We start from the raw sequence: 20,291 nt of genomic DNA on the forward strand, positions 1-20,291 counted from the left end.
GCGGCACTGACGACGGAGGTGGCATGCGCGCAGCACGGGTGACACGGCTCGAGGGTCCGGACGCGGTCGAGTTGGCCGACGTCGAGGAGCCGGCGGGCGACGGCGTGGTGGTCGACGTGCACGCGGCGGGAGTCGCGTTTCCCGACGCGTTGCTCACCCGAGGCCTGTATCAATACCGCCCGGAGCCCCCGTTCGTGCTCGGCGCGGAGATCGCCGGGGTTGTCCGGTCTGCGCCCGACGGAGCACACGTGCGTCCCGGCGACCGGGTCGTCGGCCTAACCATGCTCACCGGCGGCATGGCCGAGGTCGCCGTGGTCTCCCCCGACCGGTTATTCAAGCTGCCCGACAACGTGAGCTTCGAGGCCGGCGCCGGGCTGCTGTTCAACGACCTGACCGTGTACTTCGCGCTGACCGTGCGCGGCCGGTTGGGCGAAGGAGAGTCGGTGCTGGTGCACGGCGCGGCCGGCGGAATCGGCACGTCGACGCTGCGGCTGGCGTCGGTGCTCGGCGCCTCTCGCGTCATCGCGGTCGTCAGCACGCAGGAGAAGGCGGACATCGCCACGGCCGCCGGCGCCACCGACGTGGTGCTGGCCGACGGATTCAAGGACGCGGTGAAGGAATTGACCGACGGCCGCGGCGTCGACATCGTCGTCGACCCGGTCGGCGGCGACCGGTTCACCGATTCGCTGCGCTCCCTGGCCCCGGGCGGGCGGTTGCTGGTCATCGGCTTCACCGGCGGAGACATCCCGACGGTCAAGGTGAACAGGTTGCTGCTCAACAACATTGACGTGGTCGGCGTCGGCTGGGGCGCCTGGACCGCGACGCACCCGGGCGCGCTGACCGAGCAGTGGGCCGGGCTGGAACGGTTGCTCAGCTCGGGGCGGCTTCCTCCGCCGGAGCCGATGGTCTTCCCGCTGGAGGAGGCCGCGGCCGCCGTCGCTTCCCTCGAAAACCGCACCGCCCGGGGGAAAGTCGTGTTGCGCGTCCGCGACTGACCGCTCGTTATCTCCCGTCACATGAGCACCAAGTCGGGAGGACTTGTCGTTGTGCCCGCCTTCGAGCGACAACGACGGGTTCGGGGTCGCCTCCGCGGACGTTTGTCGCTGCCAGGCGGGCACAGCAGGTGCCGCCGCCGGCAGAGGCGGCTCTGGTTGCCGTGCCGACGAAACCCCTTGTGCCGGCCCGAAACAAAAAGTAATGTCACTTTCAGTTTTCGTCCACCGGAGCCGGGAGTCGCCCATGGAATCCTTCGTCCACCTGCGAAAGGGCAGGACGCCGCGCCGCCTGCACGCCGACCTCGAGGGCCTCAAGGACGACGAACTGGGGCGGGGCGGGTTCACCGGCCGCACCGCCAACATGTACCGCCGCCACGACCCCACCGCCTACCGCGCGGTCGGCCCGCTGCGGCCGATCGACGTGCTGTCGAGCGAGCTCAAGCCCAGCGACGCCACCGACGCCGACGGCGGGCCGCTGCTGTTGTTCAGCAACGACGACTGCCGCATTTCGCTGAGCCGCCGGAGCGAGCCGATGCCGTTCTTCGCCCGCCACGTCGACGGCGACCTGCTGTGCTTCGTGCACCGCGGGGCGGGACTGGTCGAAACCGAGTTCGGCCCGCTGCGCTACTCCGAGGGCGACTGGCTCTACGTGCCGAAGGCCTGCACCTGGCGGCAGGTGCCCGACCCCTCGGGCGAAGGGGCGACGACCCTGTTGATGGTGGAGACCACCGACGAGTTGCGGGTCCCGCCGCCCGGCGCGTTGGGCCGCCACTTCCCCTTCGACCCGTCGCAGGCCACCATCCCGGAACCGGCCGCCCACGACGACGATGACCGCGCCGAGTACGAGGTCCGGCTCATCCACGAGGGTGGGCCGACAACGCTGTACTACCAACACCATCCGCTCGACGTCGAGGGCTGGCGCGGCGACAACTTCCCGTTCACCTACAACATCGCCGACTACAACGTGATCACCTCCGACAGCGTCCACCTGCCGCCCACGGTGCACCTGTTCATGCAGGCCACCGGCGTCTACGTGATGAACTTCCTGCCCCGGCCCGCCGAGACGGTGTCGGGCACCGAGCGCACGCCGTGGTATCACCGCAACGTCGACCTGGACGAGATCGCCTTCTTCCACGGCGGCTCGCTGTACGGGATCCCGATGCCGCCCGGCCTGATCTCGCATGCGCCACAAGGGGTTCACCACGGCGCGCCGGAGAAGGCGCGCGAACGGACCCGCCGCAAGTTCGACGACTACTCCCGCGTCGACTGGCAGGTGATCGCCATCGACACCCGCCGCCGGCTGACCCCGTCGGCCGAGGTGCTCGCCCACGACCTCGGGCAGCACTCGTGAAGCACGAATACGACCGCATCCCCTATCTGGTTGCCTTCCAGAACGATTCGGGCGTACGGGACGTATACGGCGGCCTTGCCGAGATCACCGTGCTGGAGAGCTACCTGCTCAAGCCCAGGGACAGGCCCTCGGACACCGTGCTGGTGTTCATGCACCCGATCGGCGGCGGCGCGTACCTTCCGATGATCAACGCGCTCGCCCGCGCCGGGCACCACGTCATCTACTGCAACAGCAGGTTTCGCGGGACCGATTCGGCGCTGCTGATGGAGAAGGTGGTCGAGGATCTCGGCGAGTGCATCAAGGACGCCAAGAAGCGGCTCGGCTACACCCGCGTGGTGCTGGCCGGATGGAGCGGCGGCGGCTCGCTGTCGGTGTTCTACCAGCAGCAGGCGCAGCATGCGACCGTCACCTGTAGCCCGTCCGGCGACGGCCCGGACCTGACCAAGCTCGATCTGCCCGCCGCCGACGGCATCATGCTGCTGGCCGCGCACGTCAGCCGGCACGGCACGCTGACCGAATGGCTGGACGCGTCGATCCTCGACGAATCCGACCCGACCAAACGCGACCCGGGGCTCGACCTGTACGACCCGGACAACCCCAATCAGCCTCCCTACAGCCAGGAGTTCCTGGCCACCTACCGGCAGGCGCAGATCGACCGCAACCGCCGCATCACCGCGTGGGTCAAGGACAAGCTCTCCGACCTGCGGGCCCACGGCCGCCCGGACGAGGAGTTCTGCTTCGTCGTGCACGGCACCATGGCCGATCCCCGCTGGCTCGACCCGACCGTCGATCCCAACGAACGCACCCCCGGAACCTGCTACCTGGGCGATCCTCGAATCGTGAACATGAGCCCGGTCGGGCTGGCGCGGTACTGCACCCTGCGCAGCTGGCTGTCGCAGTGGAGTTACGACGACGCCCACGGCGACGGCGTGGCCTGCGGGCGGGACATCGCGGTGCCCGCGCTGGTGATCGGTAATCTGGCCGATGACGCCTGCACGCCCAGCCACACCCGGCGCCTCTTCGAGGCGATCGGGCACCATGACAAGGAGATCCACGAAATCCCCGGCGCCACACACTATTACGCGGGACCCGAGCAGCGCGACAAGCTGCGCGCCGCGGTCGACGTCGTGACCGACTGGCTGGTCCGTCACGACTTCGCGGGGCGCTGATGGCTGGCGCCGGCGACGATGCAGAGCGAAGCGATGAGGAGGAGCGGCGCATGGTTGGGGCGCTGGACGGCATCCGGGTGCTCGAGCTCGGCACCCTGATCGCCGGGCCGTTCGCCGGCCGGCTGCTGGCCGACATGGGCGCCGACGTCATCAAGGTGGAGCCCCCTGGCGCGCCGGACCCGCTGCGGACGTGGGGCCAGGCCGAGGTCGACGGGCACCACGTCTTCTGGACGGTGCACGCGCGCAACAAGCGGGCCGTCACCCTCGACCTGCGCAAGCCGCGCGGGCGCGAGCTGTTCCTCGACCTGGTCGAAAAGTCCGACATCGTGGTGGAGAACTTCCGGCCCGGCACGCTGGAGAAGTGGGACCTGGGTTACGACGTGCTGTGCGAACGCAACCCGGGCGTCATCCTGGTGCGGGTCTCCGGCTACGGCCAGACCGGGCCCGAGGCGCACAAGGCGGGGTACGCGTCGGTGGCCGAGGCCGCCAGCGGGTTGCGGCACCTCAATGGCTTCCCCGGCGGCCCGCCGCCCCGGCTCGCGCTGTCCCTGGGCGACAGCCTCGCCGGCATGTTCGGCGCCCAGGGCGCGCTGGCCGCGCTCTACCGGCGCGGGATCACGGGGCGCGGGCAGGTGGTCGACGTCGCGCTCACCGAATCCTGTTTGGCCATCCAGGAATCCACCATCCCCGACTACGACGCCGGCGGCGTGGTGCGCGGCCCGTCGGGCACCCGGCTGGAGGGCATCGCGCCGTCGAACATCTACCGCAGCGCCGACGGCTCTTGGGTGGTGATCGCCGCGAACCAGGACACCGTGTTCGCCCGGCTGTGCAAGGCCATGGGGCGGCCCGAGCTGGCGACCGACGACCGGTTCGCCACGCACGGCGCCCGGGGCCGCAACCAGGACGAGCTCGACGCCATCATCGGCGCGTGGGCCGAGCAGCGCCCGCCCGGCGAGATCATCGAAACCCTCAGCGCCGCAGGGGTGATCGCCGGGCCGATCAACACGGTGGCCGAGGTGGTCAAGGATCCGCAGCTGCGGGCGCGCGGCATGCTGGTCGAGCACCACGACGAGAGGCTGGGGCGCACCGTGCTCGGCCCGGGCATCGTCCCGGTGCTGTCGGAGTCTCCGGGCGGGGTCCGCACCGCCGGGCCGGCGCGTCCGGGGCAGCACAACGACGACGTCTACATCGGTCTGCTCGGCAAGAGCGCCGGGGAACTCGAGGCATTGCGGGCCGAGGAGGTGCTGTGAAGACACACGTCGACATCCGGGAGGTGGCGCTGCGCGACGGCCTGCAGATCGAGGCCCCGGTCCCGTTGTCCGCCAAGCTCGACCTGCTGGCAGCGATCGCCGCCACCGGCGTGCGGGAGGTGGAGGCCACCGCGTTCGTCTCCCCCACCAAGGTGCCCTCGATGGCCGACGCCGCCGAGCTCGCCGCCCGGCTGCACGACTACCCCGACATCGAGTTCTCCGCCCTGGTCGCCAGCCCGAACGGCGCCAGGCGCGCGGTGGCCGCCGGGCTGCGCTCAATCGAGTACGTCGTGGCGGCCAGCAACGCCTTCAGCGAGGCCAACGTCGGGCGCCCCAGCGCGGAGGCCACGCGCCAGATCGAGGACATCGTGGCCATCGCGCACGACGGCGGGCTCACGGTGGAGGTGGTCGTGGCCACGGCGTGGGACTGCCCGTTCGAGGGCCCGCCCCCGCCACAGCAGGTGCTCGACATCGCCGCCGCCGCCACAGGCTTCGGCGTCGACCGGTTCTCGATCGCCGACACCATCGGCACCGCCACCCCGGGCCGGGTGACGTCGCTGATCGGGCAGCTGCGCCCGGTGATCGGCGACCTGCCGCTGGGAGGACACTTCCACAACACCCGGGGCGCGGGCCTGGCCAGCGCGTACGCCGCGGTCACCTGCGGGGTCACCCGGCTGGACGCGTCGGCCGGCGGGCTGGGGGGCTGCCCGTTCGCCCCCGGGGCGACCGGCAACATCGCCACCGAGGACCTGGTGTACCTGCTGCGCGACAGTGGCGTCGAGGTCGACATCGACCTCGACGCCGCCATCGACGCGGCCCGGATCGCGAAATCCGTTGTCGGACACGAACTGCCGGGCGCGCTACTGCGCGCCGGTGACCGGATCCGGTGAATGATGCCGGCAGAGACGCTGACGCCCAAGGGCCGCCAGACCCGGGAGGCGATCGAGCAGTCGGCCCGCAAGCTGTTCGCGGAGCGCGGGTTTCACGGCACCACCCTTGCCGACATCACGTCGGCGGCGGGAAAGTCGCCGGCGGTGTTCTACCGGTATTTCGCCGACAAGGAGGACCTGCTGGCCGCGCTGGCCGAGTCGTTCCTGCACGACGTGGTGGAGCCGTCCGGGCTGAGCCTGCGGCTGCCCGAGTCCGCCGACGACGACGCGTTCTTCACGTCGGTGGTCACCGGGTACTGGAACATGTTCAAGCAGAACATCGGGATCATGATCGCGGTCGCGCAGCTGGCGGCCACCCAGCAGCGCTTCGCGGCCGTGCAGAACGAGTTTCGTCGGTTCGGCATGGACATCGTGGCGGCGTCGGTGCAGCGCGCCCAGGAGCAGGGGTACGGCGCCGAGCTGAACGCCCAGCACGTCGCGGCGGCCATCGCGCTGCTCTTCGAGAACTTCACCACCGTCTTCGTCGGACCCTCCGGCCTGGGCCTGGACATCGGTGACGACGACGCCATCGCGACGCTGTCGACCGTGTGGAAGAAGACCTTGTACGGCGGGCGATCTTAGGGAGGTCAACGTGGATTTCACAGTGCCGGAGCACATTCCGGGTCTGCTCGCCGAGATGGACGCGTTCATCGAGGCCGAGATCAAGCCGCTGGAACGCGAGCACGCCCAGTATTTCGACAAGCGCCGCGAGCATGCCCGCACGGACTGGGACAACGACGGCATCCCGAGCCGGGCCTGGGAGGACCTGCTCACCGAGATGCGCAGGCGGGCCGACAAGGCGGGCTGGTTGCGCTACGGGTTACCGGCGTCGCTGGGCGGCCGCGACGGCAGCAACGTCGACATGGCCATCATCCGGGAACATTTGGCGCACAAGGGACTTGGGCTGCACAACGACCTGCAGAACGAGTCCTCGATCGTCGGGAACTTTCCGCAGGTGATCATGATGGAGCGGTTCGGCACCGACGAGCAGCGGCGCGACTGGTCGGAGGCGCTCATCACCGGGGAGCGGTCCATGGCGTTCGGCCTGACCGAGCCGCTGCACGGGTCGGACGCGACCTGGCTGGAGACCCGCGCCCAGCCCGACGGTGACGGCTGGGTGATCAACGGCTCCAAGCGGTTCAACACCGGCGTGCACCGCGCGACGCACGACCTGATCTTCGCCCGCACCTCCGGCGAGCCCGGGCAGGCCCGAGGCATCACCGCGTTGCTGGTGCCGACCGACGCCCCGGGCTTCACCATCCCGTACTACTGGTGGACGTTCAACATGCCCACCGATCACGCCGAAGTGCAGCTGACCGACGTGCGGGTGCCGGCCGACGCGGTCCTCGGCGAGGTGGACCGCGGCCTGGAGGTCGCGCAAACCTTTCTGCACGAGAACCGGATTCGGCAGGCCGCCAGCAGCCTGGGCGCCGCGCAATACTGCATCGACCGGGCCGCCGAGTACGCCGGCGACCGGGTGGTGTTCGGCAAGCCGCTGTCGGTGAACCAGGCCGTCCAGTGGCCGCTGGCCGAGTTGCAGACCGAGGCGCAGATGGTCAGGCTGCTGGTGCACTACGCGTCGTGGCACCTGGACCGCAACCACCACATGGAGGTCTCCGACAAGGTGTCGATGGCCAACTACCGGGCCAACCGGCTGGTCTGCGACGCCGCCGACCGCGCGATGCAGGTCTTCGGGGGCCTCGGTTACAGCCGGCACGAACCGTTCGAGCACATCTACCGCCATCACCGCCGCTACCGGATCACCGAGGGCGCCGAGGAGATTCAGATCCGCCGGGTCGCGCAGCGGCTGTTCAGGTTCGGCAAGCAGTGACGGAGCTGGCGCCGCATCTGGCCCGGGTGCTGGAGCCGGTCCTCGGCCCCGGCGGTGTGGCCATCGAGAACCTGCGCGCGCTGACCGGCGGCGCCAGCCGGACCACGTGGGCGTTCGACGCCGTGACCGGCGGGTCCCCCGCGTCCTGATCGCCACGGACTCGCCTGCCGCGCTGGGCAATCCGTTCCTCATCTGCGAGGAGATCAAGGGCGAGACGATCGTCCGGCGCATCCAGCGTCAGCTCGACGCCGCCGGCGGACAACGGGCCAGGGCGAGCCTGCTGGCGCAGTGCGCGCGGGCGCTGGCGGCCATCCACCGAGCCGACGCGCGCGACCCCGCCCTGACGAACGAGGACCCGGTCGCGCAGTGGCGCGCGCGCCTCGATGACATGGGCGACACCACCGCGACGTTCGAGTGGGCGTTCCGCTGGCTCGAGGCCCACCGGCCGCGGGGCTCCCGGCCGGCGAACGTCCTGGTGCACGGCGACTTCCGGATGGGAAACCTCATCGTCGACGGCTCGGACCTGGCCGCCGTCCTGGACTGGGAGCTCGTGCACCTCGGCGACCCCTGCGACGACCTGGCCTGGTTCTGCATCCGGGCCTGGCGGTTCGGCGCCCCGGCGAGCCGGGGCGCCGGCGGGCTGGGCAGCATCGAGACGTTCCTGCGCGCCTACGAGGAGGCCGGCGCGACTACCGTCGACCGCGTGGCCTTTCACTGGTGGCTCGTGCTGGCCACCCTGCGCTGGGGCGTCATCTGCCGGTACCAGGCCGAGCGGCACCTGAGCGGTCAGTCCCGCTCGGTGGAGCTGGCCGCGATCGGCCGGCGCGTCTGCGAGACCGAATGGGACCTCCTCGACCTGCTGGAGCTGTCCCCGTGATCGGTGCCTACGGCCGCCCCCTGGCCGCCGAGCTGGTGGCCGCGGTGGCCGAGTTCCTGGAAACCGACGTGCGGCGGGCGACCAGCGGGCAGGTCAACTTCCACGCCAGGGTGGCCGCCAACGCGCTGCGCATCGTCGAGCGGGAACTGCTCGACGAGGGCGAGACGGAGGCCGGGGCCGCGCTGGCCGACCTGGGTTTCGCGGACGAGGAGGAGCTGGCCACCGCGATCCGGGCCGGCGAACTCGACGGGCGCGACCGCGAGGTCACCGCCTGCCTGCGCACCCTGGTGCGGCGCCGGTTGGCCGTCGCCCATCCCGGATACGACCTGGACCCGCTCGAAGACCCCCTCGAAGAGGAGTGAACGCCATGCCCGCCGCAGGCACGCAAACCATTCTCGGCACGGCCGACCGCCTGTTCGCCGCGATCGAGAACGGCGATTTCGGCGCGGTCGACCGGATGTGGAGCGACGACATCGCGGTCTGGCGGGTGGGTGCCCGCCGCGATAACGACAAGGCGCGCGCGCTGCGCGTCATCGACTGGTTCATCACCGCGACCACCGCCCGCCGCTACGAGATCCTCGACCGTCAGCTCTTCGAGTCCGGCTTCGTCCAGCAGCACGTCTTGCACGCCACCGGCCATGCCGGACAATCGATCTCGATGCGGGTCTGCATCGTGATCCGGGTGGCCGCCGACGGCCTGATCACCCGGATCGACGAGTACTTCGACCCCGCCGAGATCGCACCGCTGCTCGGCACCGGCTGACACGACCAGGAATTGGGAAAGATGACCACTCTGGAAACCCTGCTGAACGATCCCGACGCTGCGGGCGCGTGGAGCCTGCTCCCGGACCGCTCGGCCATCACGTTCAAGATCGCCAACGCGTGGGGCCTGCTGCGGGTCAGGGGGCGCTTCACCGAGTTCAGCGGTGAAGGGCACCTGGCGGGCGGGGGCGATGTTTCCGGCCGCGTCGACATCCGCGCGGCCTCGCTGAACACCGGGATCGCACGCCGCGACAAGCATCTGCGGTCGGAGGACTTCTTCGACGTCGAGCGCTTCGGCCAGATCAGCGTCGTCGTCACCGGCCTGCAGCCCACCGGCGGGAGGTCCGCCGATCTCCGGGCCACCTTCACCGTCAAGGGCGTCAGCGCCCCGCTGCCGGTACCCGCCACGATCACCGAACTCGACGACGGCTCGGTCCGCGTTTCCGGCCGCGCCGAGGTGGATCGCGCCCGGTTCAACCTGGGCGGGAACCCACTCGGCATGATCGGCGCGTCGGCGACCGCCGCCGCCGAGCTCGTCTTCGCGCGGTCGCCCCGGTAAGACGGGCCCGGCACCAGTACCATCTGCACCGTGCCCGACTCGAGCCCCGACTCCAGCGCCCTGCGGATCCTTGTCTACAGCGACAACGCCCGAACCCGCGAGCAGGTGATGCGGGCGCTGGGCACCCGGCTGCACCCCGACCTGCCGGAGCTGACCTACGTCGAGGTGGCCACCGGCCCGATGGTGATCCGCACGATGGACGAGGGCGGCATCGACCTGGCGATCCTCGACGGGGAGGCGACGCCGACCGGCGGCATGGGAATCGCCAAACAGCTCAAGGACGAACTCGCCACCTGCCCACCGATTGTGGTGCTCACCGGCCGCCCCGACGACGCCTGGCTGGCCAGCTGGTCACGCGCCGAGGCCGCGGTGCCGCATCCCCTCGACCCGATCGTGCTGGGCCGCACCGTGCTGGGGCTGCTGCGGACGCCGACCCGGTAGGCCGAGAAGCCGCGCTGCGATCGCGGCTCACCTGCGATAACACCCCATAACCGACTGCCCGCGTCACCGGGCGCGGGAGATGCCGCCGACGGCAGCGGCGGGCGGGGGGCCGCCGCGGGCCAAAACGAGACATAAATCCCAGTCGAATACCCCCACCCCGACACGACACGCCTGACCTCGCGACGCTATGTTGAAGGTCACTGCGGCGGACCACAGACCCGGTTCGTCACAGCAGCCCGACCACCGCCCTCCCGCCGCTCAGCGGTGTCGGAAGGCGGCCCGTACGACGGATCATGGAGCGAGTTGAACGCCTACATACCCATCCTGGTGCTGGGAGCGATAGCCGCGGCCTTCGCGGTGGGCTCCGTTGTGCTGGCGAGCCTGGTCGGCCCGTCGCGGTACAACAAGTCCAAGCTGGCGGCCTACGAGTGCGGCATCGAGCCCACCGAGACGCCGGTCAGCGGACCGCAGGCCACTCCCGGCCAACGGTTCCCGGTGAAGTACTACCTGACCGCAATGTTGTTCATCGTCTTCGACATCGAAATCGTGTTCCTGTATCCCTGGGCCGTCAGCTACGACGCCCTCGGAACGTTCGCGTTGGTCGAGATGGTGGTGTTCATGCTCACGGTCTTCGTGGCCTACGCCTACGTGTGGCGGCGCGGCGGCCTGACGTGGGACTAAGCGCTGAGATGGGATTGAGGTAAGGCGTGGGCCTGGAGGAACAGCTTCCCGGTGGGATCCTGCTGTCTACGGTCGAGAAGGTGGCCGGATACGTCCGCAAGAACTCGTTGTGGCCGGCCACGTTCGGCCTGGCGTGCTGCGCCATCGAGATGATGGCAACCGCCGGGCCGAGATTCGACATCGCGCGCTTCGGCATGGAGCGGTTCTCGGCGACGCCGCGGCAGGCCGACCTGATGATCGTGGCCGGGCGGGTCAGCCAGAAGATGGCGCCCGTCCTGCGGCAGATCTACGACCAGATGGCCGAGCCGAAATGGGTGCTGGCCATGGGCGTCTGCGCGTCCTCGGGCGGGATGTTCAACAACTACGCGATCGTGCAGGGCGTGGATCACGTGGTACCGGTGGACATCTACCTGCCCGGCTGCCCGCCCCGCCCCGAGATGCTGCTGCACGCAATCCTCAAGCTGCACGAGAAGATTCAGCAGATGCCGCTCGGCGTCAACCGCGAGCAGGCCATCGCCGAGGCGGAGCAGGCCGCCATGGGGGCCCGGCCCACGATCGAGATGCTCGGGCAGTTGCGATGAGCTCACCGGATCACGACCCCAAGCGCGCGGCCGGCGAGGTGGGAGGGACGCCACCGGGAGCGGACGAAGAGGTGATCAACGTCCGCCGCGGCATGTTCGGGATCACCGGCACCGGCGACACCACCGGATACGGCCGGCTGGTGCGGGAGATCACCCTTCCCGGCAGCACGCCGCGCCCCTACGGCGGCTACTTCGACGAGGTGGTCGACACCCTCACCGAGGCCCTGCGGGGCGAGGGCGTCGAATTCACCGACGCCATCGAGAAAGTCGTGGTGTTCCGCGACGAACTCACCCTGCACGTGCACCGCGACAAGCTGCCGCAGGTCGCCCAGCGCCTTCGGGACGAACCGGGCCTGCGCTTCGAGATGTGCCTGGGGGTCAGCGGTGTCCACTACCCGCACGAGACCGGCCGCGAACTGCACGCCGTCTACCCGCTGCAGTCGATCACCCACAACCGCCGGGTGCGGTTGGAAGTTGCTGCGCCCGACAGCGATCCACACATCCCGTCGCTGTTCTCGGTCTACCCGACCAACGACTGGCACGAGCGCGAGACCTACGACTTCTTCGGGATCATCTTCGACGGGCACCCGTCGCTGACGCGCATCGAGATGCCCGACGACTGGCACGGACATCCGCAGCGCAAGGACTACCCCCTCGGCGGCATTCCCGTCGAATACAAAGGGGCGCAAATACCCCCGCCCGACGAGCGGAGAGCCTACAACTGATGAGCACGATCGCTGACTCCAAACACGACGGAGACGCCGGCCAGACGGTCCTGGTCGCCGGAGGCCAGGACTGGGACCAGATCGTCGACGCGGCCCGCAAGGTCGACCCCGGCGAACGGATCGTCGTCAACATGGGCCCCCAGCACCCGTCGACGCACGGCGTGTTGCGGCTGATCCTCGAGATCGAGGGCGAGACCGTCACCGAGGTCCGCTGCGGAATCGGCTACCTGCACACCGGGATCGAGAAGAACCTCGAATACCGCTACTGGACCCAGGGCGTCACCTTCGTGACCCGAATGGATTACCTGTCACCGTTTTTCAACGAGACCGCGTACTGCCTGGGCGTGGAGAAACTGCTCGGCATCACCGAGCAGATCCCGGACCGGGTCAACGTCATCCGGGTGATGATGATGGAGCTCAACCGGATCTCCTCGCACCTGGTCGCGCTGGCCACCGGCGGCATGGAACTGGGCGCCATGACCCCGATGTTCGTCGGGTTCCGCGGCCGCGAGATCGTCCTGACGCTGTTCGAGAAGATCTCCGGGTTGAGGATGAACAGCGCCTACATCCGGCCGGGGGGCGTGGCCCAGGACCTGCCGCCGGGTGCGGAGTCCGACATCGCCGAAGCCCTCAAGCCGCTGCGCCAGGTGCTGCGCGAAATGGGCGAGCTGCTCAACGAGAACGCCATCTGGAAGGCCCGCACCTGCGACGTGGGCTACCTCGACCTGACCGGCTGCATGGCGCTGGGCATCACCGGGCCGATCCTGCGCGCCACCGGCCTGCCCCACGACCTGCGCAAGAGCGAACCCTACTGCGGATACGAGAACTACGAATTCGACGTGATCACCGCCGACACGTGTGATGCTTACGGGCGCTACATGATTCGCGTCAACGAGATGTGGGAGTCGGTCAAGATCGTCGAACAGTGTCTGGACAAGTTGAAGCCGGGCCCGATCATGGTCGAGGACCGCAAGATCGCCTGGCCGGCCGACCTGAAGGTGGGCCCCGACGGCATGGGCAACTCGGAAGAGCACATCGCCAAGATCATGGGCAGCTCGATGGAGGCGCTGATCCACCACTTCAAGCTCGTCACCGAGGGCATCCGGGTTCCGGCGGGACAGGTGTACACCGCGGTGGAATCGCCGCGCGGGGAACTGGGCGTGCACATGGTCAGCGACGGCGGCACCCGCCCCTACCGGGTGCACTACCGGGACCCCTCCTTCACCAACCTGCAGTCGGTCGCCGCGATGTGCGAGGGCGGGATGGTCGCCGACCTGATCACCGCGGTCGCCAGCATCGACCCGGTCATGGGCGGGGTGGACCGATGACCGAATTGCCCGACTCCTCCCCGCCCGCTACGCGGCCGGATCGTCGTCAGGCGGAGACGGGACCGCAGGGCCAGCCGGTGTTCCTCCGGCTGGGGCCGCCGCCCGAGGAGCCCAACGCGTTCGTCGTCGAGGGCGCGCCGAAGACGTACCCACCGGAGGTGCGGGCGCGCCTGGAGGTGGACGCCAAGGAGATCATGGGCCGCTACCCCAGCAAGCGTTCGGCGCTGTTGCCGTTGCTGCACCTGGTGCAGGCCGAGGACTCCTACCTGACACCGGCGGGGCTCGAATTCTGCAGCGAGCAGGTCGGTTTGACCGGTGCCGAGGTGTCGGCGGTGGCCAGTTTCTACACCATGTACCGCCGCGGCCCGACCGGCGACTACCTGGTCGGGGTGTGCACGAACACGCTGTGCGCCATCATGGGCGGCGACGCGATCTTCGAGGACCTCAAGGAACACCTCGGGATCGGCAACGACGAGACGACCGAGGACGGCTCGGTCACGTTGCAGCACATCGAATGCAACGCCGCCTGCGACTTCGCGCCCGTGGTGATGGTCAACTGGGAGTTCTACGACAACCAGACGTGCGAGTCCGCGCGCGAGCTCGTCGACTCCCTGCGGGCCGGAAAGCCCAAGCCGCCCACCCGCGGTGCCCCGCTGTGCGCCTTCCGGGAGACGTCGCGGATCCTGGCCGGGCTGCCCGACGAGCGCGCCGACCAGGGGCAGGGCGGCGCCGGCGAGGCCACCCTGGCCGGGCTGAAGGTGGCCAGGGAGCACGGCATGGAGGCGCCGCAAGCGCCCGCGTCGCCGGAGGCCTCGTCATGACCACGTCGGAGGCAACGCCGCTGACCCCGGTGATCAGCCGGTACTGGGACGACCCCGAGTCGTGGACCCTGGACACCTATCGACGGCACGACGGCTACCAGGCGATGACCAAGGCCCTGGCCATGGACCCCGACGCGGTCATCGGCATGGTCAAGGACTCCGGGCTGCGCGGACGCGGTGGCGCCGGCTTCTCGACCGGGACCAAGTGGTCGTTCATCCCGCAGGGCGACACCGGCCCGGCGGCCAAGCCGCACTACCTGGTGGTCAACGCCGACGAGTCGGAACCCGGCACCTGCAAGGACATTCCGCTGATGCTGGCGACGCCGCACGTGCTCGTCGAGGGCGTCATCATCGCCGCCTACGCGATCCGGGCCAGCCACGCGTTCATCTACGTGCGCGGTGAGGTGGTCCCGGTGTTGCGCCGCCTGCAGAACGCGGTGGCCGAGGCCTACGCCGCGGGCTACCTCGGCCGCGACATCAACGGTTCCGGCTTCGACCTGGAACTGGTGGTGCACGCCGGCGCCGGCGCCTACATCTGCGGCGAGGAGACGGCGCTGCTGGATTCGCTCGAAGGCCGCCGCGGCCAGCCGCGGCTGCGGCCGCCCTTCCCCGCGGTGGCCGGCCTCTACGGCTGCCCCACGGTGATCAACAACGTCGAAACCATCGCCAGCGTGCCCTCGATCGTGCTCAACGGCGTCGACTGGTTCCGGTCCATGGGCACCGAGAAATCGCCCGGCTTCACGCTGTACTCGCTGTCGGGTCACGTCGAACGCCCCGGCCAGTACGAGGCCCCGCTCGGAATCACGTTGCGGGAGTTGCTCGCCTACGCCGGCGGGGTGCGGGCCGGTCACCGGCTCAAGTTCTGGACACCCGGCGGGTCGTCCACCCCGCTGCTGACCGACGAGCACCTCGACGTTCCGCTCGACTACGAGGGCGTGGGCGCCGCCGGCTCGATGCTCGGCACCAAGGCGCTGGAGATCTTCGACGAGACCACCTGCGTGGTGCGGGCGGTGCGGCGATGGACGTACTTCTACAAGCACGAGTCGTGCGGCAAGTGCACCCCCTGCCGGGAGGGCACGTTCTGGCTCGACCAGATCTACGAACGGCTGGAGACCGGCAGGGGCACCGGCGAGGACATCGACAAGCTGCTGGACATCTCCGACACCATCCTCGGAAAGTCCTTCTGCGCGTTGGGCGATGGCGCCGCCAGCCCCGTGATGTCGTCGATCCAGTACTTCCGCGACGAATACGTCGCGCACGTCGAGGGCGGTGGATGCCCGTTCGACCCCCGGGACTCCATGCTGACGCCGAACGGAAAGGGCTCATGACTCAGGCCGCCAAGACCGACACCGGCGACGAGGTACGTCCACCGGAGATGGTGACCCTGACCATCGACGGCAACGAAATCAGCGTGCCCAAGGGCACATTGGTGATTCGCGCCGCCGAATTGATGGGCATTCAGATCCCGCGGTTCTGCGACCACCCCCTGCTGGAGCCGGTGGGCGCGTGCCGGCAGTGCCTGGTCGAGGTCGAGGGCCAGCGCAAGCCGATGGCGTCGTGCACCATCGCGTGCACCGACGACATGGTGGTGCGCACGCAGGTGACCAGCGAGGCCGCGGACAAGGCCCAGCACGGTGTGATGGAACTGCTGCTGATCAACCATCCGCTGGACTGCCCGATGTGCGACAAGGGCGGCGAGTGCCCGCTGCAGAACCAGGCAATGTCCAACGGCCGCGCCGATTCCCGTTTCACCGACGTCAAGCGCACGTTCGCCAAGCCGATCAACATCTCCTCGCAGGTCCTGCTCGACCGCGAGCGCTGCATCCTGTGCGCGCGGTGCACCCGGTTCTCCGAGCAGATCGCCGGGGACCCGTTCATCGACATGCAGGAGCGCGGCGCGCTGCAGCAGGTCGGCATCTACGCCAACGAGCCGTTCGAGTCCTACTTTTCGGGCAACACGGTGCAGATCTGCCCGGTGGGCGCGCTGACCGGGACGGCCTACCGATTCCGGGCCCGCCCGTTCGACCTGGTGTCCAGCCCCAGCGTGTGCGAGCACTGCGCGTCGGGATGCGCCCAGCGCACCGATCACCGTCGCGGCAAGGTGTTGCGCCGGCTGGCCGGGGACGACCCCGAGGTCAACGAGGAGTGGAACTGCGACAAGGGCCGGTGGGCGTTCACCTACACCACCCAGCCGGACGTGATCACCACCCCGCTGATCCGCGACGCCGACGGCGCGCTGCAGCCGGCGTCGTGGTCGCACGCGATGGCGACGGCGGCCCGCGGCCTCGCGCAGGCCCGCGGGCGCACCGGCGTGCTGACCGGCGGGCGGGTCACCTGGGAGGACGCCTACGCCTATAGCAAGTTCGCGCGAATCGTCTTGGAAACCAACGACATTGACTTCCGCGCGCGCCCGCACTCCGCCGAGGAGGCCGACTTCCTGGCCGCCCGGGTCGCCGGCCGGCGCACCGCCAGCTACGCCGACCTGGAATCCGCCCCCGTCGTGGTGCTCGCCGGCTTCGAGCCCGAGGACGAGTCGCCCATCGTGTTCCTGCGGTTGCGCAAGGCCGCGCGCAAACGCGGGCTCCGGGTGTACGCGGTCGCCCCGTTCGCGACCCGCGCCCTGACGAAGATGTCCGGCCACCTGATCAAGACGGAGCCCGGCGCCGAAGCCGCGGCCCTCGACGGGCTGGCCGACGGCGCGGGCCCGGGTCCCCTCAAGGACCTGCTGGGCCAGCCCGGCGCCGTGATCATGGTCGGGGAACGACGGTGAGCCGCACCTGGCGGGCACCGCGCACAAGCCGGTGGTGCGGCTGTCGGCCGACACCGCGGCCGAGATCGGCGCCGGCGACGGCGACGCGGTCACCGTCAGCACGGATCGCGGGTCGATCACCCTGCCGTTGTGCGTCACCGACATGCCCGACCGGGTCGCGTGGCTGCCGCTGAACTCGCCCGGCTCGGCGGTGCACCGGCAGCTCGGGGTCACCGTCGGCAGCGTCGTGCGGATCGGAGTGAACTGAGATGTTGACCGCCGTCGACGATGCAGTGGGGGCACCACCCGCTTGCGGGGGATGGAGCGATGAGGAGGAGCGGCGAAAATGTTGACCGCCTTCGGACACGACCCCTGGTGGCTGGTGCTGGGCAAGGCGCTGGCCGTGTTCGTGTTCCTCATGCTGAACGTGCTGGTGGCGATCCTGCTCGAGCGCAAGATCCTGGGCTGGATGCAGCTGCGGCCCGGCCCTAACCGGACGGGCCCGTGGGGCACCCTGCAGAGCCTGGCCGACGGGATCAAGCTGGCGCTCAAGGAGAGCATCACCCCCAAGGGCGTCGACTGGTTCGTTTACTTTGCGGCGCCGTGCATTTCGGTGATCCCGGCGTTCACGGCCTTCGCGTTCATCCCGTTCGGCCCGGTGGTCTCGGTGTTCGGCCACCGGACCCCGTTGCAGCTGACCGACCTGCCGGTGGCCGTGCTGTTCATCTTGGGGCTCTCCGCGATCGGGGTGTACGGGATCGTGCTGGGCGGCTGGGCGTCCGGGTCCACCTACCCGCTGCTGGGCGGGGTGCGCTCCACCGCGCAGGTGATCTCCTATGAGGTCGCGATGGGGCTGTCGTTCGCGGCGGTGTTCCTCTACGCCGGCTCCATGTCGACGTCGGTGATCGTCAACTCCCAGAACCGGGTCTGGTACGGGTTCCTGTTGCTGCCGTCGTTCATCATCTACCTGATCTCGATGGTCGGCGAAACCAACCGCGCGCCTTTCGATCTGCCCGAGGCCGAGGGCGAGCTGGTCGCCGGTTTCCACACCGAGTACTCGTCGCTGAAGTTCGCGATGTTCATGCTCGCCGAGTACGTCAACATGATGACGGTGTCGTCCCTGGCGACGGCCCTGTTCTTCGGCGGCTGGCATGCGCCGTGGCCGCTGAACATGTGGGCGGGCGCCAACACCGGCTGGTGGCCGGTGCTCTGGTTCACCGCGAAGATGTGGACCTTCCTGTTCATCTACTTCTGGCTGCGCGCCAGCCTGCCCCGGCTGCGCTACGACCAGTTCATGGCGCTGGGCTGGAAACTGCTGATCCCGGCCTCGCTGGTGTGGGTGCTGATCGCGGCGGTCATCCGCACGATGCGCAACCAGGGCTACGCGCACTGGACCCCGTTGCTGGTGGTGTGCAGCCTCGTCTTCGCCGTCGTGCTGGTGCTGCTGTTGCGAAAGCCGTTCACCGCGCCCAGCATTCGCGCGATGGAACGCCAGCTCCGCCGTCAGCAAGGGTCGGGTCCCGTCGGCGCCGAGACCGCCTTCCCGACACCGCCGCTGCCCACGCGGGCGAGCAAGGAGAAAGCACGTGCCTAAGTTTCTTGACGCCGTCGCCGGATTCGGCGTGACGTTCGGGTCGATCTTCAAGAGGAACGTCACCGAGGAATATCCGGAGAAGCCGGGACCGGTCGCGCCCCGCTATCACGGCCGCCACCAACTCAATCGGTACCCCGACGGCCTGGAGAAGTGCATCGGCTGCGAGTTGTGCGCCTGGGCCTGCCCGGCCGACGCCATCTACGTCGAGGGCGCCGACAACACCGAAGAGCAGCGGTTCTCCCCGGGCGAGCGTTACGGCCGGGTGTACCAGATCAATTACCTGCGCTGCATCGGCTGCGGGCTGTGCATCGAGGCGTGCCCCACCCGCGCGCTGACGATGACCAACGACTACGAGCTGGCCGACGACAACCGCGCCGACCTGATCTACGAGAAGGACCGGCTGCTGGCGCCGCTGCTGCCCGAGATGACCGCTCCCCCGCACCCCCGGGCCCCGGGCGCGACCGACAAGGACTACTACCTGGGCAACGTGACCGCGGAGGGCCTGCGCGAGCCCCAGGACGTCGGGGAATCCCGGTGACCGCGGTGCTGGCCTCGAACCTGGCCTCGAATCTGGCCTCAAACCTGGCCGCCGACACGCTCGTTCGCACCTCGACGGGCGAGGCGGTGACGTTCTGGATCCTGGGCGTGCTCGCGGTCGCCGGCGCCCTCGGGGTCGTGCTGGCGGTCAACGCCGTGTACTCGGCGATGTTCCTGGCGATGACGATGATCATCCTCGCGGTCTTCTACATGGTCCAGGACGCGCTGTTCCTCGGTGTCGTGCAGGTCGTGGTCTACACCGGCGCGGTGATGATGCTGTTCCTGTTCGTGCTGATGCTGATCGGCGTGGATTCCGCGGAATCGCTGAAGGAGACGCTGCACGGGCAGCGCGTCGCGGCGGTGGTGGTCGGTCTCGGGTTCGGCATCCTGCTGCTGGCCGCCATCGGCAACGTGGCGACCGGCGGGTTCGCCGGGCTGACCGCCGCCAACTCAGGCGGCAACGTCGAAGGCCTTGCCGCGCTGATCTTCTCGCGCTACCTGTGGGCGTTCGAGCTCACCAGCGCCCTGCTGATCACCGCGGCGATCGGGGCGATGGTGCTGGCGCACCGCGAGCGTTTCGAGCGCCGCAAGACGCAGCGGGAGCTGTCGGAGGAACGCTTCCGGGCCGGCGGCCACGCCACCCCCATGCCGAGCCCGGGTGTCTACGCCCGGCACAACGCGGTCGACGTGGCCGCGCTGCTGCCCGACGGCTCGTACTCGGAGCTGTCGGTGTCGTCGATCCTGCACAGCCGCGGCGGGGACGGCAAGCCGACCCCCGTCCCGGAGAAGGTGAAGGGCGGCGCGTCGTGAACCCGGCCAATTACCTGTACCTTTCGGCGCTGTTGTTCACCATCGGCGCCGCCGGGGTGCTGTTGCGCCGCAACGCCATCGTCATGTTCATGTGCGTCGAGCTGATGCTCAACGCCGTCAACCTGGCGTTCGTCACGTTCGCGCGCATGCACGGCCACCTCGATGGACAGATGATCGCGTTCTTCACCATGGTGGTGGCCGCCTGCGAGGTCGTGATCGGCCTGGCCATCATCATGAGCATCTTCCGTGCCCGTAAATCGGCGTCGGTCGACGACGCGAACCTACTCAAAGGCTGAGAACG

Annotated in this window: 22 protein-coding genes and 2 pseudogenes; all 24 read left to right on the plus strand. The window is 69.3% G+C overall.

All coding sequences use genetic code 11. The features are described from left to right. The first annotated feature begins 23 nt into the window (after positions 1-23). The 24 genes and pseudogenes from BN971_RS22750 to nuoK all read left to right on the plus strand — a co-directional run bounded on the left by BN971_RS22750 (position 24) and on the right by nuoK (position 20,286). The gene (locus tag BN971_RS22750) at positions 24-995 is read left to right on the plus strand and encodes an NADPH:quinone oxidoreductase family protein (protein WP_085181936.1); all 972 of its coding nucleotides are present in this window, start codon (positions 24-26) and stop codon (positions 993-995) included. Positions 996-1,239: 244 nt separating this feature from the next. Then, a complete protein-coding gene (locus BN971_RS22755) occupies positions 1,240-2,346 on the plus strand; it encodes a homogentisate 1,2-dioxygenase (protein WP_085181937.1) in 1,107 nt (368 codons plus the stop codon). After that, positions 2,343-3,515, plus strand: a complete 1,173-nt coding sequence (locus tag BN971_RS22760; protein ID WP_085181938.1) for an alpha/beta hydrolase — start codon at positions 2,343-2,345, stop codon at positions 3,513-3,515. The genes BN971_RS22755 and BN971_RS22760 overlap by 4 nt, the downstream gene beginning before the upstream one ends. 50 nt (positions 3,516-3,565) lie before the next feature. Continuing rightward, complete coding sequence (locus BN971_RS22765; RefSeq protein WP_085181985.1) at positions 3,566-4,765, plus strand: CaiB/BaiF CoA transferase family protein; 1,200 nt, start codon at positions 3,566-3,568, stop codon at positions 4,763-4,765. After that, positions 4,762-5,655, plus strand: coding sequence for a hydroxymethylglutaryl-CoA lyase (locus BN971_RS22770; RefSeq protein ID WP_090350599.1), 894 nt, complete (start codon positions 4,762-4,764; stop codon positions 5,653-5,655). The genes BN971_RS22765 and BN971_RS22770 overlap by 4 nt, the downstream gene beginning before the upstream one ends. 3 nt (positions 5,656-5,658) lie before the next feature. Beyond that, a complete protein-coding gene (locus tag BN971_RS22775; protein WP_085181986.1) occupies positions 5,659-6,276 on the plus strand; it encodes a TetR/AcrR family transcriptional regulator in 618 nt (205 codons plus the stop codon). A gap of 10 nt (positions 6,277-6,286) precedes the next feature. Next, positions 6,287-7,525 (plus strand): acyl-CoA dehydrogenase family protein, encoded by a 1,239-nt coding sequence (locus BN971_RS22780; RefSeq protein ID WP_085181940.1) that lies wholly within the window; start codon positions 6,287-6,289, stop codon positions 7,523-7,525. Further along, a pseudogene (locus tag BN971_RS22785) lies at positions 7,522-8,402 on the plus strand (phosphotransferase family protein). The gene BN971_RS22780 and the pseudogene BN971_RS22785 overlap by 4 nt, the downstream one beginning before the upstream one ends. Continuing rightward, positions 8,399-8,764, plus strand: a complete 366-nt coding sequence (locus BN971_RS22790) for a DUF6285 domain-containing protein (protein WP_085181942.1) — start codon at positions 8,399-8,401, stop codon at positions 8,762-8,764. The pseudogene BN971_RS22785 and the gene BN971_RS22790 overlap by 4 nt, the downstream one beginning before the upstream one ends. Positions 8,765-8,769: 5 nt before the next feature. Beyond that, a complete protein-coding gene (locus tag BN971_RS22795) occupies positions 8,770-9,165 on the plus strand; it encodes a nuclear transport factor 2 family protein (RefSeq protein WP_085181987.1) in 396 nt (131 codons plus the stop codon). 21 nt (positions 9,166-9,186) lie between these two features. Then, complete coding sequence (locus tag BN971_RS22800) at positions 9,187-9,723, plus strand: YceI family protein (RefSeq protein ID WP_085181943.1); 537 nt, start codon at positions 9,187-9,189, stop codon at positions 9,721-9,723. 30 nt (positions 9,724-9,753) lie between these two features. Then, on the plus strand, positions 9,754-10,164 hold the full coding sequence (locus tag BN971_RS22805) for an Rv3143 family two-component system response regulator (protein ID WP_085181944.1): 411 nt from the start codon (positions 9,754-9,756) through the stop codon (positions 10,162-10,164). Positions 10,165-10,467: 303 nt separating this feature from the next. Further along, complete coding sequence (locus tag BN971_RS22810) at positions 10,468-10,845, plus strand: NADH-quinone oxidoreductase subunit A (RefSeq protein WP_085181988.1); 378 nt, start codon at positions 10,468-10,470, stop codon at positions 10,843-10,845. 26 nt (positions 10,846-10,871) lie between these two features. After that, positions 10,872-11,426: a NuoB/complex I 20 kDa subunit family protein gene (locus BN971_RS22815; protein WP_085181945.1), complete on the plus strand. Its 555-nt coding sequence runs from the start codon at positions 10,872-10,874 to the stop codon at positions 11,424-11,426. Next, the gene (locus BN971_RS22820) at positions 11,423-12,151 is read left to right on the plus strand and encodes an NADH-quinone oxidoreductase subunit C (RefSeq protein WP_085181946.1); all 729 of its coding nucleotides are present in this window, start codon (positions 11,423-11,425) and stop codon (positions 12,149-12,151) included. The genes BN971_RS22815 and BN971_RS22820 overlap by 4 nt, the downstream gene beginning before the upstream one ends. After that, positions 12,151-13,479: an NADH dehydrogenase (quinone) subunit D gene (gene nuoD / locus BN971_RS22825; RefSeq protein WP_085181947.1), complete on the plus strand. Its 1,329-nt coding sequence runs from the start codon at positions 12,151-12,153 to the stop codon at positions 13,477-13,479. The genes BN971_RS22820 and nuoD overlap by 1 nt, the downstream gene beginning before the upstream one ends. Further along, positions 13,476-14,300, plus strand: coding sequence for an NADH-quinone oxidoreductase subunit NuoE (gene nuoE, locus BN971_RS22830; RefSeq protein WP_085181948.1), 825 nt, complete (start codon positions 13,476-13,478; stop codon positions 14,298-14,300). The genes nuoD and nuoE overlap by 4 nt, the downstream gene beginning before the upstream one ends. After that, on the plus strand, positions 14,297-15,628 hold the full coding sequence (nuoF, locus tag BN971_RS22835; RefSeq protein WP_085181949.1) for an NADH-quinone oxidoreductase subunit NuoF: 1,332 nt from the start codon (positions 14,297-14,299) through the stop codon (positions 15,626-15,628). The genes nuoE and nuoF overlap by 4 nt, the downstream gene beginning before the upstream one ends. Beyond that, positions 15,625-17,064: pseudogene (locus tag BN971_RS22840) on the plus strand (NADH-quinone oxidoreductase subunit G); the annotation flags it as partial. The gene nuoF and the pseudogene BN971_RS22840, both read left to right, overlap by 4 nt. Before the next feature lie 40 nt (positions 17,065-17,104). Then, positions 17,105-17,317 (plus strand): molybdopterin dinucleotide binding domain-containing protein, encoded by a 213-nt coding sequence (locus tag BN971_RS26795; RefSeq protein ID WP_428978074.1) that lies wholly within the window; start codon positions 17,105-17,107, stop codon positions 17,315-17,317. Between the two features lie 81 nt (positions 17,318-17,398). Continuing rightward, a complete protein-coding gene (nuoH, locus tag BN971_RS22845; protein ID WP_090350629.1) occupies positions 17,399-18,643 on the plus strand; it encodes an NADH-quinone oxidoreductase subunit NuoH in 1,245 nt (414 codons plus the stop codon). Continuing rightward, the gene (nuoI, locus tag BN971_RS22850) at positions 18,636-19,181 is read left to right on the plus strand and encodes an NADH-quinone oxidoreductase subunit NuoI (RefSeq protein ID WP_085181952.1); all 546 of its coding nucleotides are present in this window, start codon (positions 18,636-18,638) and stop codon (positions 19,179-19,181) included. Before nuoH ends, nuoI begins: the two co-directional genes overlap by 8 nt. Positions 19,182-19,213: 32 nt before the next feature. Continuing rightward, a complete protein-coding gene (locus tag BN971_RS22855; RefSeq protein WP_090350631.1) occupies positions 19,214-19,990 on the plus strand; it encodes an NADH-quinone oxidoreductase subunit J in 777 nt (258 codons plus the stop codon). Continuing rightward, a complete protein-coding gene (gene nuoK, locus BN971_RS22860) occupies positions 19,987-20,286 on the plus strand; it encodes an NADH-quinone oxidoreductase subunit NuoK (protein ID WP_085181953.1) in 300 nt (99 codons plus the stop codon). The genes BN971_RS22855 and nuoK overlap by 4 nt, the downstream gene beginning before the upstream one ends. The last annotated feature ends 5 nt before the right edge of the window (positions 20,287-20,291 follow it).

The sequence above is a fragment of the Mycobacterium bohemicum DSM 44277 genome (genome assembly GCF_001053185.1).
GTDB classification, from domain to species: Bacteria; Actinomycetota; Actinomycetes; order Mycobacteriales; family Mycobacteriaceae; genus Mycobacterium; species Mycobacterium bohemicum.